The sequence below is a fragment of the Microbacterium foliorum genome (assembly GCF_006385575.1).
Lineage (GTDB): Bacteria > Actinomycetota > Actinomycetes > Actinomycetales > Microbacteriaceae > Microbacterium > Microbacterium foliorum_B.
Genome location: NZ_CP041040.1, coordinates 2483835 through 2497224, shown reverse-complemented (window position 1 = coordinate 2497224; position 13390 = coordinate 2483835). Strand labels below are relative to the sequence as shown.

11 protein-coding genes are annotated in these 13390 nt (G+C 69.2%); 9 read left to right on the top strand and 2 right to left on the bottom strand.

Annotation, left to right across the window (positions count from 1 at the left end; genetic code table 11):
• Window positions 1–98: 98 nt before the first annotated feature.
• From FIV50_RS11995 to FIV50_RS11980, 4 genes are all read left to right on the top strand, one after another.
• The gene (locus FIV50_RS11995) at window positions 99–401 is read left to right on the top strand and encodes a hypothetical protein (RefSeq protein WP_140037629.1); all 303 of its coding nucleotides are present in this window, start codon (window positions 99–101) and stop codon (window positions 399–401) included.
• Window positions 401–1693, top strand: coding sequence for a putative T7SS-secreted protein (locus FIV50_RS11990; protein WP_140037628.1), 1293 nt, complete (start codon window positions 401–403; stop codon window positions 1691–1693). Before FIV50_RS11995 ends, FIV50_RS11990 begins: the two co-directional genes overlap by 1 nt.
• A gap of 224 nt (window positions 1694–1917) precedes the next feature.
• Window positions 1918–2175, top strand: coding sequence for a hypothetical protein (locus FIV50_RS11985; RefSeq protein WP_140037627.1), 258 nt, complete (start codon window positions 1918–1920; stop codon window positions 2173–2175).
• Window positions 2172–2456: a WXG100 family type VII secretion target gene (locus FIV50_RS11980; RefSeq protein ID WP_140037626.1), complete on the top strand. Its 285-nt coding sequence runs from the start codon at window positions 2172–2174 to the stop codon at window positions 2454–2456. The genes FIV50_RS11985 and FIV50_RS11980 overlap by 4 nt, the downstream gene beginning before the upstream one ends.
• Window positions 2457–2460: 4 nt before the next feature.
• Here FIV50_RS11980 and FIV50_RS11975 read toward each other — a convergent pair whose 3' ends face one another.
• Window positions 2461–3405 carry a quinone oxidoreductase family protein gene (locus FIV50_RS11975; RefSeq protein ID WP_140037625.1) on the bottom strand — a complete coding sequence of 315 codons (945 nt, stop codon included), beginning with the start codon at window positions 3403–3405 and terminating at the stop codon, window positions 2461–2463.
• A gap of 9 nt (window positions 3406–3414) precedes the next feature.
• Window positions 3415–7338: an ATP-dependent RNA helicase HrpA gene (hrpA, locus tag FIV50_RS11970; protein WP_140037624.1), complete on the bottom strand. Its 3924-nt coding sequence runs from the start codon at window positions 7336–7338 to the stop codon at window positions 3415–3417.
• A 25-nt stretch (window positions 7339–7363) separates the two neighbouring features.
• On the opposite strand from hrpA, the gene FIV50_RS11965 reads away from it, so the two are divergent.
• From FIV50_RS11965 to FIV50_RS11945, 5 genes are all read left to right on the top strand, one after another.
• A complete protein-coding gene (locus FIV50_RS11965; protein ID WP_258184241.1) occupies window positions 7364–8551 on the top strand; it encodes a DUF1624 domain-containing protein in 1188 nt (395 codons plus the stop codon).
• On the top strand, window positions 8548–9384 hold the full coding sequence (locus FIV50_RS11960; RefSeq protein WP_140037623.1) for an aldo/keto reductase: 837 nt from the start codon (window positions 8548–8550) through the stop codon (window positions 9382–9384). The genes FIV50_RS11965 and FIV50_RS11960 overlap by 4 nt, the downstream gene beginning before the upstream one ends.
• Window positions 9385–9460: 76 nt before the next feature.
• On the top strand, window positions 9461–10030 hold the full coding sequence (msuE, locus tag FIV50_RS11955; protein ID WP_140037622.1) for an FMN reductase: 570 nt from the start codon (window positions 9461–9463) through the stop codon (window positions 10028–10030).
• 37 nt (window positions 10031–10067) lie between these two features.
• Window positions 10068–11867: a thioredoxin domain-containing protein gene (locus tag FIV50_RS11950; protein WP_140037621.1), complete on the top strand. Its 1800-nt coding sequence runs from the start codon at window positions 10068–10070 to the stop codon at window positions 11865–11867.
• Between the two features lie 80 nt (window positions 11868–11947).
• On the top strand, window positions 11948–13387 hold the full coding sequence (locus FIV50_RS11945) for an amino acid permease (RefSeq protein ID WP_258184240.1): 1440 nt from the start codon (window positions 11948–11950) through the stop codon (window positions 13385–13387).
• The last annotated feature ends 3 nt before the right edge of the window (window positions 13388–13390 follow it).

Genomic DNA, 13390 nt, shown 5'->3' with positions numbered 1-13390 from the left:
CGCGTCACCGGCGGGGGTGGGCTCTTCGTCTTGGCGAGAGTATCGGCATACTCCTGTTCGTCCCCATATGACTACGTATCGCTTGCTAACGTCGACGCATGGCGACTGGCGGCGGAACGTCCTACGACGTCGACACCGATGTACTGAGGGCGATGGCGTCGAAGGCACGTCGAACCGTCGGAGAACTGAGGTCGTCGGAGGTGACGAATCCCGGTGATGCCGGACACGAGTGGGTGGTCGCGGCGGCGGCGGGTTTCAGCACCGCGTGGTCCGACGGACTCTCCGACCGCGTGACCGACACCGAGGACTTCGCTGACAGGTTGGGCACGACCGCGCGCGTCTTCGACGAGGGCACCGACGCGGCGAAAGCTGAAGTCGACGCGATGATCTGGGGCGACTGATGGAGCTGGGGCAGACCCAGTCGGCCATCGACCTCGTGCCCGGGTCCGTGTCCGACGTGAGGGCGACGGCGGAAGCATGGAAGGCCCGCAGCGCCGAAGCGACCCGAGTGCGCGATGACCTCGCCACGTTGGACGACGACGGCACATGGAAAGGCGCCGCCTACGACGCATACCTCGAACGGTTCGAGCGCCAGCTGCTGCACTGGAAGCGTGCCGGGGACTGGCTCCGTGCGGGGGCGAGCGCATTGTTCACCTGGGCCGACGCACTCCAGTGGGCGCAGGACGAAGCCGACCGTGCGATCACCCTGTGGAACGAAGCGGAACAGCAGGGTGCCGCGGCGTTGATCGCCCACCGCGCTCACCTGCGCGAGTTACGGATCGGTCAGGGACTGCGGCATCCCGAAATCGACGTTCCTTTCGTCGATCCTTCTGGTCCTGCACACGACGAGGCACGCGAGGTCTTGTTCAACGCCCGGGCGACGCTCGAGGTCTATGCGCGCGATTGCGCGATCCGGTTGGACGAGGCTGCGGATGCGGCTCGAATGCCGCTGACCGACGCGGAAGCCGCGACACAGGCACAGCACGCGATGACCGAGGTGATCTTCAACCTCGCTGTCGTCCAGCCGTTTCAGGCGACGATGGACATGCTCGCGATCTCCGCCCAGACGCTGTGGGAACACCCCGACATCATCCTCGAACTCCTCGGCGGCGCTGCGATGATGGTCGGCGGTGCTGCCGTTGCGGCCGGAGGCGGTGCGATCACTGTCACCGGTGTCGGTGCACTGGCAGGCTCTCCCGCGCTCGTCGTCGCCGGAGTCGGTGTCGCCGGAGCGGGCGCGATGATGGTGGGCGACGCTGCGGGGCGGTGGCTCACCGAGAGTCACGGTGTCAGTGGTCGGATCAAGGGTCTTGATCGCGGCGATGGCCGCGACTACCTCGGGCATTTCGCCAAGGGGCAGAACGATCCGTTGTGGGTGGACAAAGAGAGGATCGGGCTCGAGATGTACGCGAAGGAAAACAACGCTGATGTGATTCGAACAAAGGTGAAAGTCGACTACGACGGCTCGCCCCAGAGCGGTCGATACTATGACGGCTTGGAGAAGAACGACGACGGTCCGAATTCTTATACGGCGATCGAGGTGAAGTCCGGGTCCGCGTTCGAGGCGTACTCGAGGCCCGGCAGTACTCAACGACAGTTTGATGATGCCGTCAACGGCGGCACCCCCGCTCGAGGTGTTCTCGAAGGGGAAGAGATTCTCGTCACGAAGGTAGAGACGGTGGTTGTGCCATGACAAAGTACGGACCATTTGCGCAGAGCTCGCCAAGCGGTTTGATGGGGTGGTTCGACGACCACAGACGACCCATCCCCGACCACTTGCGACTAATGATTGGCCACCTCGATGGCCGAGAGAAGTACACCTACATAATCTGGCGGGGTGCAGACCCTGGGAGCATCGCCGGGTTCCGCGACGGGGCGAACGACTCATTCATGCAGGCTGCGGGCTCGGCTGATGCGATGACCGTGGAAGTGCGGCTCCCCGGCCCCGATGGCGAGAGCCACCTGTACACGGTCGGACGACCCGAGCCCGCAGAGGCCACGACCACTCTCATCCCCATCAGCGACGACCGCGCGGTTCGAGTGTTCTCGAACGAGATCTTCACCGCCGACGAAGCCGCAGCGATCTTCTACACGTACTACCTCACTGATGCCGTCTCGCAGCCCTACGTGCTTCGAGAGCTGGATCTCTCGAACGAACTCTCGGAGCTCCGGTGAGGGTCTCCGTCCGTCACGACGCCGTGGCACAGACGGTCGCCGAGCTCGCGCTCACTGTAAAAACGTTCGAGCACGAACTCGACGTCCTCGATTCTGAGGTCGCGCTGTTGACGTCTGCATGGGACGGCGAGGCGCAGCGAGCCTACGAGCGCGCCCAACAGCAGTGGTCCACCGCGATCGAGAGCATGAAGGCGCTCCTGGCCGAAGCCACGCGCCGGCTGATCACCGCGAATTCCATCTCCATGGCCACAGCCGACACGGCCGCGCGCGTCTGGTCCTGAGGCTCTACGGGATCAACACGATCTTGCCCGAGGCGGCGCCGGACTCCATGAGCTCATGGGCCTGCGCCGCTTCGGTGAGCGGCAGCTCGGGCCCGAGCTCGATGACGAAGTCTCCGGTCGCGAGCAGCTCGACGGTCGCGCCCAGGGCCTCGGCCCGCCACGCGAGCTCCTGCTCGGTGAGCGGCTCAGGCGAGCCGCCCGAGAAGGCGCGGATGCCGAAGGATGCGGCGTCCGGTCCGCGCACGATCGTCGCGATGCGGTCGCGGTCGGCGACGAGTTCGAGGGACACCTCGATGGCCTCATCGGTGCCTGCACAGTCGAGCGCGACGGTCACGCCGTCCGGTGCGGCCTCGCGCACGCGCTCGAGCAGGCCGTCGCCGTAGGCGACCGGGGTCGCGCCGAGTTCGCGCAGCTGATCGTGCCGCGCGGGGCTGGCCGTGGCGATCACGGTGGCACCCCAGGCGACCGCGAACTGCACTGCCGCCTGGCCGACCGAGCCGGAGCCGCCGTGCACGAGCAGCACGTCGCCCGCCGTGACGTCGAGCGAGCGGAGCGCCTGGTAGGCGGTGCCGGCGGGGATGCCGATGCCGGCCCCCTCCGCGGCGGTGACCGAGTCGGGCAGCGCAACGAGCTTCTCGACCGGCACGGCGAGCATGCTCGAGTAGGTGCCGAGGGTGTCGCGGATCGCGACGCGGTCACCCACCGCGAAGTCGTCGACGTCGTCGCCGAGCGACTCGATCACCCCGGCGCCGTCGAACCCGACAGCACGCGGCTCGGTGATCGGCGGCGAGGGGCGCTTCGCGCTGCGCAGCTTGGCATCGATCGGGTTGGCCCCTGCCGCCTCGATGCGCACCACGGCTTCGCCGCTCAGCGCGATCGGATCGGGGATCTCGATCAGGTGCAGCACATCAGGGGAACCGAACTCTGTGTAGACGATCGCGCGAGCCATGTCCTCAGGCTACCCCCGGGATGCCAGCACTTTCATGATGCGCTGTGGCGAGACGGGCTGCGCGGTGCCGAGCCGCTGTGCGAACACGCTCACGCGATACTCCTCGAGCAGCCAGCGGGTCTCGACGAGCGCAGCGGGGGCGCCGGGCTCGAGCGGGATCGTCCCTCCGGCATCCTCGAACACCTTCGCCATGCGCTCGAACTCGCTCATGCGCGTGCGGTCCTTGCCCGGTTCGTTCGCCAGGGTCTTCAGCCGGTCGAGCATGCCGTCGAGGTAGCGGGGGAAGTGCGCGAGGCGGTCGACGCCCGCCGCAGAGACGAACCCGAGATGCAGCAGCCCCGAGAGCTGAGTGCGGATGTCGTTGAGCGGCCCCAGCAGAGCGAGTGAGTTCTGCGACTTGATGCCGCGCTCGACGTCACGCGCCTTGGTGAGGATGCGAGCGACGAGCGAGACGCAGGCGAAGAGCTCGTCGACGAGCAATGCCGAGACGGCGTCGCGCACGCGCTCGAACTCGGCCCGGGTGCGCACGATGCCCCCGGGCGCCAGCCGGTCGATCGCGCTCTGCACCACGGCCGCGCGGCAGTCCTCGATGAGGGCGGCTGCGGACTGATACGGCGACGCGGCCAGTGCGAGCTTCTCCTGGCTCGTGAGGTGCTGCTGCACATACGACGAGGGTGAGGGCACGCCGAGCAGCACGAGGCGCCGCACGCCGGCCCGGGTGGCCGCGCTCGCAGCATCCGCCGTCGATTCGACCCGCACCGAGACGGTCTTGCCCTGATCGACGATCGCGGGGTACCCGCGCACCACACCACCGGCGACCCGGGTGTCGAGCACCTCGGGCAGGTCGCCGAACGTCCAGGCGGTCAGGCCGTCCTGCTCGATGGAGGCGGAGGCAGCCGCGGCCGGCTGCGGACCCTTCGACGGCCCCGGTCGGCGGGGCGGCGCCGCGATCGAGCGGGCCACGCTGCTGCGGGCCCGATCGGCGAGCTCCGCCTGCAGTGTGCTGAGGTCGCGGTTCGATCCTGCGACGCGTCCGCGCTCATCGACGGCGCGGAAGTTCATGCGCAGGTGCGCGGGCACCCGGTCGTCCTCGAAGTCGGCAGCCGACACGAGCTGATTCGCGAGGGGCTGGATGAGGCGAGCGAGCGCCTCCTTCAGCGTGCGGTTCGGGAGGCCGCCGTGCGACTCGGGCCCGTCTCCGGCGAGCTCGGCGCCGAACTTGTCGGCCCAGTCGGCGGCGGGAACCACGTGACGGCGGATCGCCTTGGGCAGCGCACGGAGCAGACCCGTGACGAGCTCGGCGCGGAGGCCGGGCACCTGCCAGTCGAAGCCCCTGTCCTCGATCTGCGCGAGCAGGGGGAGCGGGATGACGACGCTCACGCCGTCGTCGGGGGCTCCCGGCTCGAAGCGGTAGGCGAGCCCGAGCACCTGGTCACCCTGGGTCCATCGCGTGGGGAACTCGCTCTGATCCGCCCGGCTCTCGTCGTCGAGCAGGTCGGCCTCGCGCATCACGAGCAGCTTCGGCGTGGCGGCCAGCGTCTCGCGCCACCATTTCTCGAACGAGCGCACGTCGAAGACGTCGGCGGGGATGCGCTCGTCGTAGAAGCGGAAGACCGCCTCGTCGCCCGCGAGGATGTCGCGGCGGCGTTCGCGCTCCTCGAGCTTCTCGAGACGCTTGCGCAGCTCGGCGTTGCTGCGCCAGAACGCGCTGACCCGCTTGTCGATGCGCGTCGGGTCCCACTCGCCTTCGACGAGCGCGTGCCGCACGAACATCTCACGCGAGGCCGCCCGGTCGATGCGGGCGAACTGCACGCGGCGGCGGGGGATGATCTCGACCCCGAACAGCGTCACCTTCTCGTAGGCGACAGCCGCCCCTGCATCCTTCGACCAGTGGGGCTCGGTGACCTGGCGCTTCGCGAGGTCACCGGCGAGTGCCTCGGCCCAGGCCGGATCGATCGCGGCGACCGTGCGGGCATAGGTGCGCGATGTCTCGACGATCTCGGCGGCCATGACCGCCTGCGGCGCCTTCTTGCGCAGCGCCGAGCCGGGGAAGATCGAGAAGCGGATGCCGCGGGCGCCGCGATACTCGGCCTGACGGCGCTTCGCATCCTTCGCCGGAGTCTTGGTCTGTCCCCGGCTGGGCGTGTTGCGCTCGTCGAGGATCCCGATCTGCGACAGCAGACCGGCGAGCAGGGCGCGGTGGATCGCGTCCGGATCAGCGGTGCCGGTGCCTCGGGCGTCCTTCTCCTTCACCAGCGACCGCAGCTGACGGTGCACGTCGAACCATTCGCGCACCCGCACGTAGTTCAGGTGCTCCGAGCGGCAGAGTCGGCGGAACGCGCTCGAGCCGAGCTCGCGCTGCTGCTCTCTCAGGTGGTTCCAGAGGTTCAGGATCGAGAGGAAGTCGCTCGTCGGGTCGGCGAACCGCGCGTGCATGCGGTCGGCCTCGTCGCGCACGCTCTGCGGCGCCTCCTGCGAGGGACGCTCGCGCACGTCCTGGATCGACATGCCCGCGACGATCGCGAGCACGTCGCGCGTGACGTCGGCCCCGCCGGGCCGTCCGGCCTCGATGAGCATGCGGGCGAAGCGGGGATCGATCGGGATGCGCGAGATGTTGCGGCCGATGCGGGTCAGGCGAGGGGTGTCGCCGCTTCCGCTCACGGCGCCGAGTTCGGTGAGCAGGTCGACCGCGGCCTTCACGCCGCGGGAGTCGGGCGGGGTGAGGAACGGGAAGGCGGTGATGTCGCCGAAGCCGAGCGACAGCATCTGCAGGATGACGGAGGCGAGCGAGGTGCGCAGGATCTCCGGTTCGGTGAACTCCGGTCGACTCTCGAAGTCCTCTTCGCTGTACAGCCGGATCGCGATGCCGTCGCTCGTGCGACCGGCACGTCCGGAACGCTGGTTCGCGGAGGCCTGCGAGATCGCCTCGATCGGCAGCCGCTGCACCTTCGAGCGGTTGCTGTACCGCGAGATGCGCGCGGTGCCGGTGTCGATCACATAGCGGATGCCGGGAACCGTGAGGCTGGTCTCTGCGACGTTCGTGGCGAGCACGACGCGGCGGCGCACCCCGGCGACGCGGCTCTTCTCGAACACCCGATGCTGCTCGGCGGCCGACAGGCGGCCGTAGAGCGGCAGCACCTCGGTGGGGGAGCGGTCCTTCGAGTAGGCGCCGCGCACGGCATCCGCCGCGTCCCTGATCTCGGCCTCGCCCGGCAGGAACACGAGCACGTCACCGGGTTCCTCGCGGTCGAGTTCGCGCAGCGCCGCGACGATCGCGGTGACCTCATCGGCCTCCGCCTCCCGGGCTGCCGAGCCCGCCGAAGCGTCCTCCGTCTGGGCGCGATAACGGATCTCGACGGGGAAGGTGCGCCCCGACACCTCGATGACCGGTGCAGGCACGCCGTCAGGCGAGGCGAAGTGCCGGGCGAAGCTCTCGGGGTCGATCGTCGCCGAGGTGATGATCACCTTGAGATCGGGGCGTTCGGGGAGGATCCGCACCAGGTAGCCGAGCAGGAAGTCGACGTTGAGCGAGCGCTCGTGCGCCTCGTCGATGATGATCGTGTCGTAGCGGCGCAGCAGCCTGTCGCGGTGGATCTCGTTGAGCAGGATTCCGTCGGTCATCAGCGCGATGCGCGTCTCGTCTGACACCTTGTCGGTGAAGCGCACCTTGTAGCCGACGAGGGTGCCGAGTTCGACCTGCAGCTCCTCGGCGACGCGCTCGGCGATCGTGCGGGCGGCGAGGCGACGGGGCTGAGTGTGCGCGATCCGCTCGCGCCCGAGGTCGAGGCAGATCTTCGGCAGCTGGGTCGTCTTGCCCGAACCCGTGGCACCGGCGACGATGACGACCTGGTTGTCGCGGATGGCGTCGGCGATCTCGTCCCGCGCAGCGCTGACGGGCAGCTCGGGAGGATAGAAGATCACAGGGGAAGGCATAGAACTCCCATCGTACGATTCATCCGTGAGCACTGTGTCGAAGCCCCTCCCCGCAACGCGGTGGTTCCGCGAGTTCGGGCGCGCTCCCCGCATCCTCGGGCTCGACGTGGCGCGAGGTCTGGCGATCCTCGGCATGGCGGGTGCGCACATCGGTGAGACGGAGGCGTTCGATCCGTCGGACCTGTCGACGTGGACCGATCTGGTCAACGGGCGCTCATCGATCCTGTTCGCGGTGCTCGCCGGCATCTCGATCGCCCTGATGACGGGACGCAGCACGATCCCGGAGCCGGAGCGGATGCCGAGCATCCGCCTGCAGCTGGTCGGTCGTGGCGCGGTGATCTTCATGATCGGGCTGGCCCTCGAGATGCTGAACACGCCGATCGCGGTGATCCTCACGATCTACGGACTTCTCTACGTGGCCGTCATCCCGTTCCTCCGGTGGCAGCCGTGGAAGCTGCTGATCGCCGCCGGCATCCTGGCACTCGCCGCGCCGGCCGTGCTCGCGCTGCTGGCCGCGTTCACGCTGAACCCCACCGGAGCGGGCATCAGCCTCGTGCTCTACGGCTCGTATCCGATCACGGCGTGGCTCGCGTTCGTCTTCGCCGGCATGGCTCTCGGGCGCCTGCACGTCGAGAAGCTCGAGACAGCGGCGATCATGTTCGGCGTCGGCGTGGGGCTCATGTTCGTCGGCTACGGGCTCGGCCTCGTCGGGGGTGTCGCCGGCATCAGATCCTCCTCGTGGATGACAGGCGGAGAGGGGGCATCGGGATGGGACACGTACCCCGATGCTCTGGCCGCGGCCGATCCTGGTGGCGCCGTCGTCCGAGCGATCTTCGCTGTCGACCCGCACTCTGGCGGGACGGCCGAGATCCTGGGCTCGGGCGGGTTCGCTCTGTCGGTCATCGCGCTGTGCGTGCTGCTCAGCGGGCCGCTGCGCGCCCTGCTCCTTCCGCTGGGGGCGCTGGGGTCTATGCCGCTGTCGGCCTACAGCGTGCACGTCGTGTCGGTCGCGCTGATCGCAGGACCCGGAGGTTTCTTCTCGAGCAACGCCTTCTGGGCCGCCACCGCGATCGCGCTCCTTCTCGCCACGTCTCTGTGGTCGATCCTGTTCGGTCGAGGGCCGCTCGAGCGGCTCGTCGGATGGGCTGCGACGAGGATGGCCGCCGTTTCCCCTGAGCCACCTGTCATCACCGGTCGTAGGGTGGAACCATGACGATTCCTGCACTCGAACTGAACGACGGCCATTCCATCCCGCAGCTCGGCTACGGGGTGTTCAAGGTGCCGGCCGACGAGACCGAGCGCGCCGTGAGCGAGGCGCTCGAGATCGGCTACCGCCACATCGACACGGCCGCCATCTACGGCAACGAAGAGGGCGTCGGCGCGGCCATCGCCGCCTCCGGCATCGCCCGCGACGAGCTGTTCATCACCACGAAGCTCTGGAACGACCGTCACCACGGCGAGGAGCCGCGTGCGGCCATCGCCGAGAGCCTCGAGAAGCTCGGACTCGAGAACGTCGACCTCTACCTCGTGCACTGGCCCACCCCGGCCAAGGACGACTACGTGCACGCGTTCGCCAAGCTCATCGAGCTGCGCGACGCCGGCCTCACGCGCAGCATCGGCGTCTCGAACTTCCTCGTGCCGCACCTCGAGCGTGTGGTGAACGAGACGGGCGTGACCCCGGCGGTCAACCAGATCGAACTGCACCCGGCCTACCAGCAGCGCGATGTCGTCGACTGGGCGACCGAGCACGGCATCCGCATCGAGTCGTGGGGCCCGCTCGGCCAGGGCAAGTACGACCTGTTCGGCACGCCGGCGATCGCCGAGGCGGCAGCCGCGCACGACGTCACCCCCGCTCAGGCGGTGCTGCGCTGGCACCTGCAGAAGGGGTTCATCGTCTTCCCGAAGTCGGTGCGGGCCGAGCGCCTGCGCGAGAACCTCGACGTGTTCGGCTTCGAGCTGACGGATGCCGAGATCGCGAAGATCGACGCGCTCGACCCGCTCGACGGCTCGGGCCGTGTCGGCTCGCACCCCGACGACGTGAACTGAGGCGCCCCGTTTCGACAGATGACGCCCCGTGTCGCTTTGCGCGACACGGGGCGTCGTCGTGAGTAGCGTCAACGGCATGACTGCTCCCTACCGCGTCGTCGCCGTCTCCGGCTCTCTGCACGAGCCCAGCAAGACCACGGCACTCGTCCGTGCGATCGCCGGGGCGATCGCCGAGCGCGCCGAGGTCGAGATCGAGGTCATCGAGCTCACCGACATCGGTCCATCGCTCGCGGGGGCACTCCGTCGTGACCAGCTGCCGGCGAGCGTCGAGGAGAAGCTCGTGGCCATCGAGGCGTCCGACCTGCTGATCGTGGGCAGCCCCGTCTACCGTGCGTCCTTCACCGGACTGTTCAAGCATCTGTTCGACTTCGTCGGCCAGTACGAGCTCGTCGGCAAGCCGGTGCTGCTCGCGGCGACCGGAGGCGGCGAGCGCCACGCGCTGATCATCGAGCATCAGCTGCGGCCGCTGTTCGCCTTCTTCCAGGCACTCACGCTGCCGCTCGGCGTCTACGCCAGCGACACCGACTTCGACGGCTATGTGATCGCGTCCGACGTGCTCCGCGCGCGCATCGACCTCGCCGCCGACCGTGCACTGCCGCTCGTCGGCTACGCCGCCTCTCGACCGGCGGAGCTGCTCGTCTCCTGACGCTCTCGTCGTGCGCTGATCGGCGTAGCGTGGGCGTATGACGAACCGGCTCGCCGACACGCTCAGCCCCTACCTCCGCGCACACGCGGACAACCCCGTCGACTGGTATCCCTGGGGGCCGGAGGCGTTCGCCGAGGCGCAGCGCCGTGACGTGCCGCTGCTGATCTCGATCGGCTATTCGACCTGTCACTGGTGCCACGTGATGGCGAGGGAGTCGTTCGCCGACCCCGATACGGCCGCCGTGATCAACCGCGACTTCGTGGCGATCAAGGTCGACCGTGAAGAGCATCCCGATGTCGACGGCGCCTACATGGCCGCCGCGTCGGCGTTCACGCAGAACCTGGGGTGGCCGCTGACGGTGTTCGCGACACCGCGTGGTCGCACGTTCTACGCGGGCACCTACTGGCCACCCGAGGCACGACAGCCGATGCCCGCGTTCCGCGACGTCCTCGCCGCGGTTCAGGAGGCCTGGACCCTGCGGCGGGTGCAGGCCGAGGAGTCGGCGGATGCCGTGACCGATGCGCTCGCCAGGGCGGGGGCCGCGATGCCCTCCGACCTGCCGGACGCTGCGGCGCTCGCCGGGGCGGCCGAGACGATCGCCGCGCGCGAGGATCGCCAGTTCGGCGGGTTCGGCGGTGCCCCGAAGTTCCCCGTCGCCACGACGCTGAGCCTGCTGCAGACGCCGCTGGTGCGGCGAGAGGCTCCGGATGCCGCGGCCTCCGCCGACCGGGCGCTCGCTGCGATGTCGGCGTCGGCTCTGCGCGACGCCGACGGCGGTTTCTTCCGCTACGCGACCCAGCGCGACTGGACGGTGCCGCACTACGAGCGGATGCTGACCGACAACGCCCAGCTGCTCGCTATCGCGCTCGACGCGGGGGATGAGACGACGGCCCGGGGCGTCGCGGACTTCCTCGTGGGCACGCTGCGTCGAGAGGGCGGCGGGTTCGGCGCTGCGCAGGACTCGGAGTCGTGGATCGACGGCGAGCGCAGCGAGGGTGGCTACTACCTGCGCCCGGTGTCGGAGCGCGCGGGCCTCGAACCGCCCGCCGTCGACGGCAAGGTCATCACCGGATGGAACGGCTTGGCGATCGGGGCGCTGGCCCGCGCCGGGGCGAGACTCGGCGAGCCTACGTGGATCGCGAAGGCGGAGGATGCTGCGGCCTACGTGCTGCGGGTCAACCGCGACACGGCGGGCGCTCTGGTGCGCGCGTCTCTCGACGGCACCGCGTCGCAGGCCGTCGCGACCGCCTCCGACGTCGCGCTGCTGGCCGACGGGCTGTTCGCGCTCGCGATCGCGACCGGAGAAGTCCAGTGGGCCGTCGAGGGCCGTGGTCTGCTCGATGTGGTTCTCGCAGGGGTCCATGGCGACCCGTTGCTCGCCGAGCACGGCATCGCCCTCGCGCCCGATCAGACCGACGGCGACCTGCCCTCGGATGCGGCCGCGGTCGCCGCCGCATCGCTCACCGCATGGCGACTCGGGGCAGGGGACCGCTATCGCGAAGCCGCCGCCGTCCGGGTGCGCGAGCACTCCGGGTCGGCGATCGGTCAGCCGTTCGCGCATGGCAGCCTGCTGCGGGTCGCCGCGGGGCTCGTCGATGCGCCCCGTCAGGTCGTGGTCGTCACGGAGGTGCCGGAGGGAGCCCTGGCCTCCAGGGCCCGCACGGCCGACGCGGATGTGATCGCGGTCGTCACTCCTGCGCAGGCGCGGGCATTCGCGGATGCCGGGTTCGAGCTGTTCGAGGGCAAGGGAAGCGCGGTCGAGCAGGCCTTCGACTGTCGAGCCTTCGTGTGCCGACTGCCCGTGAGCGATCCGTCCGAGGTGGCGCTCGAGCGCTGAGAGCTCAGCGGGAGTTGCGTGCAGCGATCGTAGTCCGCGTCGATTGGCCTGCCGTGCGGCATCCGGTCTAGTGTTGCGCGATGGCAGGCGCCACCTCGCGCCCCGCTTCAGGAGGCACGCGCATGACCACCGAGGTTCCGACCACCACGACCACCACCAAGGGGCTGCAGCCCGGGCTGACTCGTCGGCAGATCTCGATGATGGGACTCGGCGGCGCGATCGGCGCCGGGCTCTTCGTCGGCTCAGGGCAGGCGATCAGCATCGCCGGCCCTGCCGTGCTGATCTCCTACCTCGTCGCCGGCGCGATCGTGGTGCTGATCATGGCGATGCTCGCCGAGATGGTCGCCGCTCGTCCGAGCTCGGGCGCCTTCAGCTCGTACGCGCAGAAGGCGATGGGCCGCAGCGCCGGCAGCGCCGTGGGCTGGCTCTACTGGATCCAGCTCATCGTGGTGATCGCCGCGGAGGCCACCGGTGCCGGGGCGATCGTCGCGGCGTGGATCCCCGGCATCCCGGCCTGGGTGTGGGTGCTCGTCTTCGTCGTCGCACTGACCGCGGTGAACCTCTTCGGGGTGCGCAACTACGGCACGTTCGAATTCTGGTTCGCGGCGATCAAGGTCGCCGCCATCATCGTCTTCCTGGTCGTCGGAGTGTGCGCGATCCTGGGCTTCATCCCCGGGGTGGCGGGAAGCGGAATCGGCAACCTCGTCGACAACGGCGGCTTCGCCCCGAACGGCCTGACCGGCATCGCTGCCGCTCTCCTCATCGTGGTCTTCGCGTTCGGAGGCACCGAGGTCGTCGCGATCGCCGCCGCCGAGTCCGACAACCCCTCGCGCAACATCCGCCGGATCGTCCGCGAGGTGCTCGTGCGCATCCTGATCTTCTACGTCGGCTCGATCTTCGTGATCGTGTCGGTGCTTCCGTGGAATGACCCGGCCGTCAAGGACGGTCCGTTCTCGGCCGTGCTCGACACGCTGCGGGTGCCGGGCGTCGGCCTCGTGATGGACCTCATCGTCGTGATCGCGCTGCTGTCAGCGATGAACGCCAACATCTACGGCGCATCGCGCATGGCCTACTCGCTGGGCGAGCGCGGCCTCGCGCCCCTGGCAGCGACCCGCACCACGCTCAAGGGCGTGCCGGTGGTGGCCGTGCTCGCCTCGGTCTCGTTCGGCTTCATCACGGTCGGACTGAACTGGGCATTCCCCGACGTGGTGCTCCCGGCGCTCCTGAACGTCGTCGGGTCGACGCTGCTGATCATCTGGACGGCGACGGCGGTGTCGCAGATCATCCTGCGTCGGCGTGCAGACCGGGCGGGGGACGAGATGCCGATGCGCATGTGGGGCTTCCCGTGGCTCTCATGGGTATGCCTCGCGCTGCTCGCCGGCGTGATCTCGCTCTCGATGATCGATCCCGCCGCTCGCGTGCAGCTGCTGTTGACCATCGGTCTCACCGCCGTGCTGCTGGTGGTCGCGCGCCTGACCCGCGGCGCCTCGCGCCCCGGCGTCGCCGTCGACGCCGGCTGACGG

Bases quoted from the DNA above. Each gene is read 5' to 3' on its own strand.
- FIV50_RS11995 (WP_140037629.1), top strand. From the start codon at position 99: ATGGCGACTGGCGGCGGAACGTCCTACGACGTCGACACCGATGTACTG.
- FIV50_RS11990 (WP_140037628.1), top strand. From the start codon at position 401: ATGGAGCTGGGGCAGACCCAGTCGGCCATCGACCTCGTGCCCGGGTCC.
- FIV50_RS11985 (WP_140037627.1), top strand. From the start codon at position 1,918: ATGACCGTGGAAGTGCGGCTCCCCGGCCCCGATGGCGAGAGCCACCTG.
- FIV50_RS11975 (WP_140037625.1), bottom strand. From the start codon at position 3,405: ATGGCTCGCGCGATCGTCTACACAGAGTTCGGTTCCCCTGATGTGCTG.
- hrpA (WP_140037624.1), bottom strand. From the start codon at position 7,338: ATGCCTTCCCCTGTGATCTTCTATCCTCCCGAGCTGCCCGTCAGCGCT.
- FIV50_RS11960 (WP_140037623.1), top strand. From the start codon at position 8,548: ATGACGATTCCTGCACTCGAACTGAACGACGGCCATTCCATCCCGCAG.
- msuE (WP_140037622.1), top strand. From the start codon at position 9,461: ATGACTGCTCCCTACCGCGTCGTCGCCGTCTCCGGCTCTCTGCACGAG.
- FIV50_RS11950 (WP_140037621.1), top strand. From the start codon at position 10,068: ATGACGAACCGGCTCGCCGACACGCTCAGCCCCTACCTCCGCGCACAC.
- FIV50_RS11945 (WP_258184240.1), top strand. From the start codon at position 11,948: ATGGCAGGCGCCACCTCGCGCCCCGCTTCAGGAGGCACGCGCATGACC.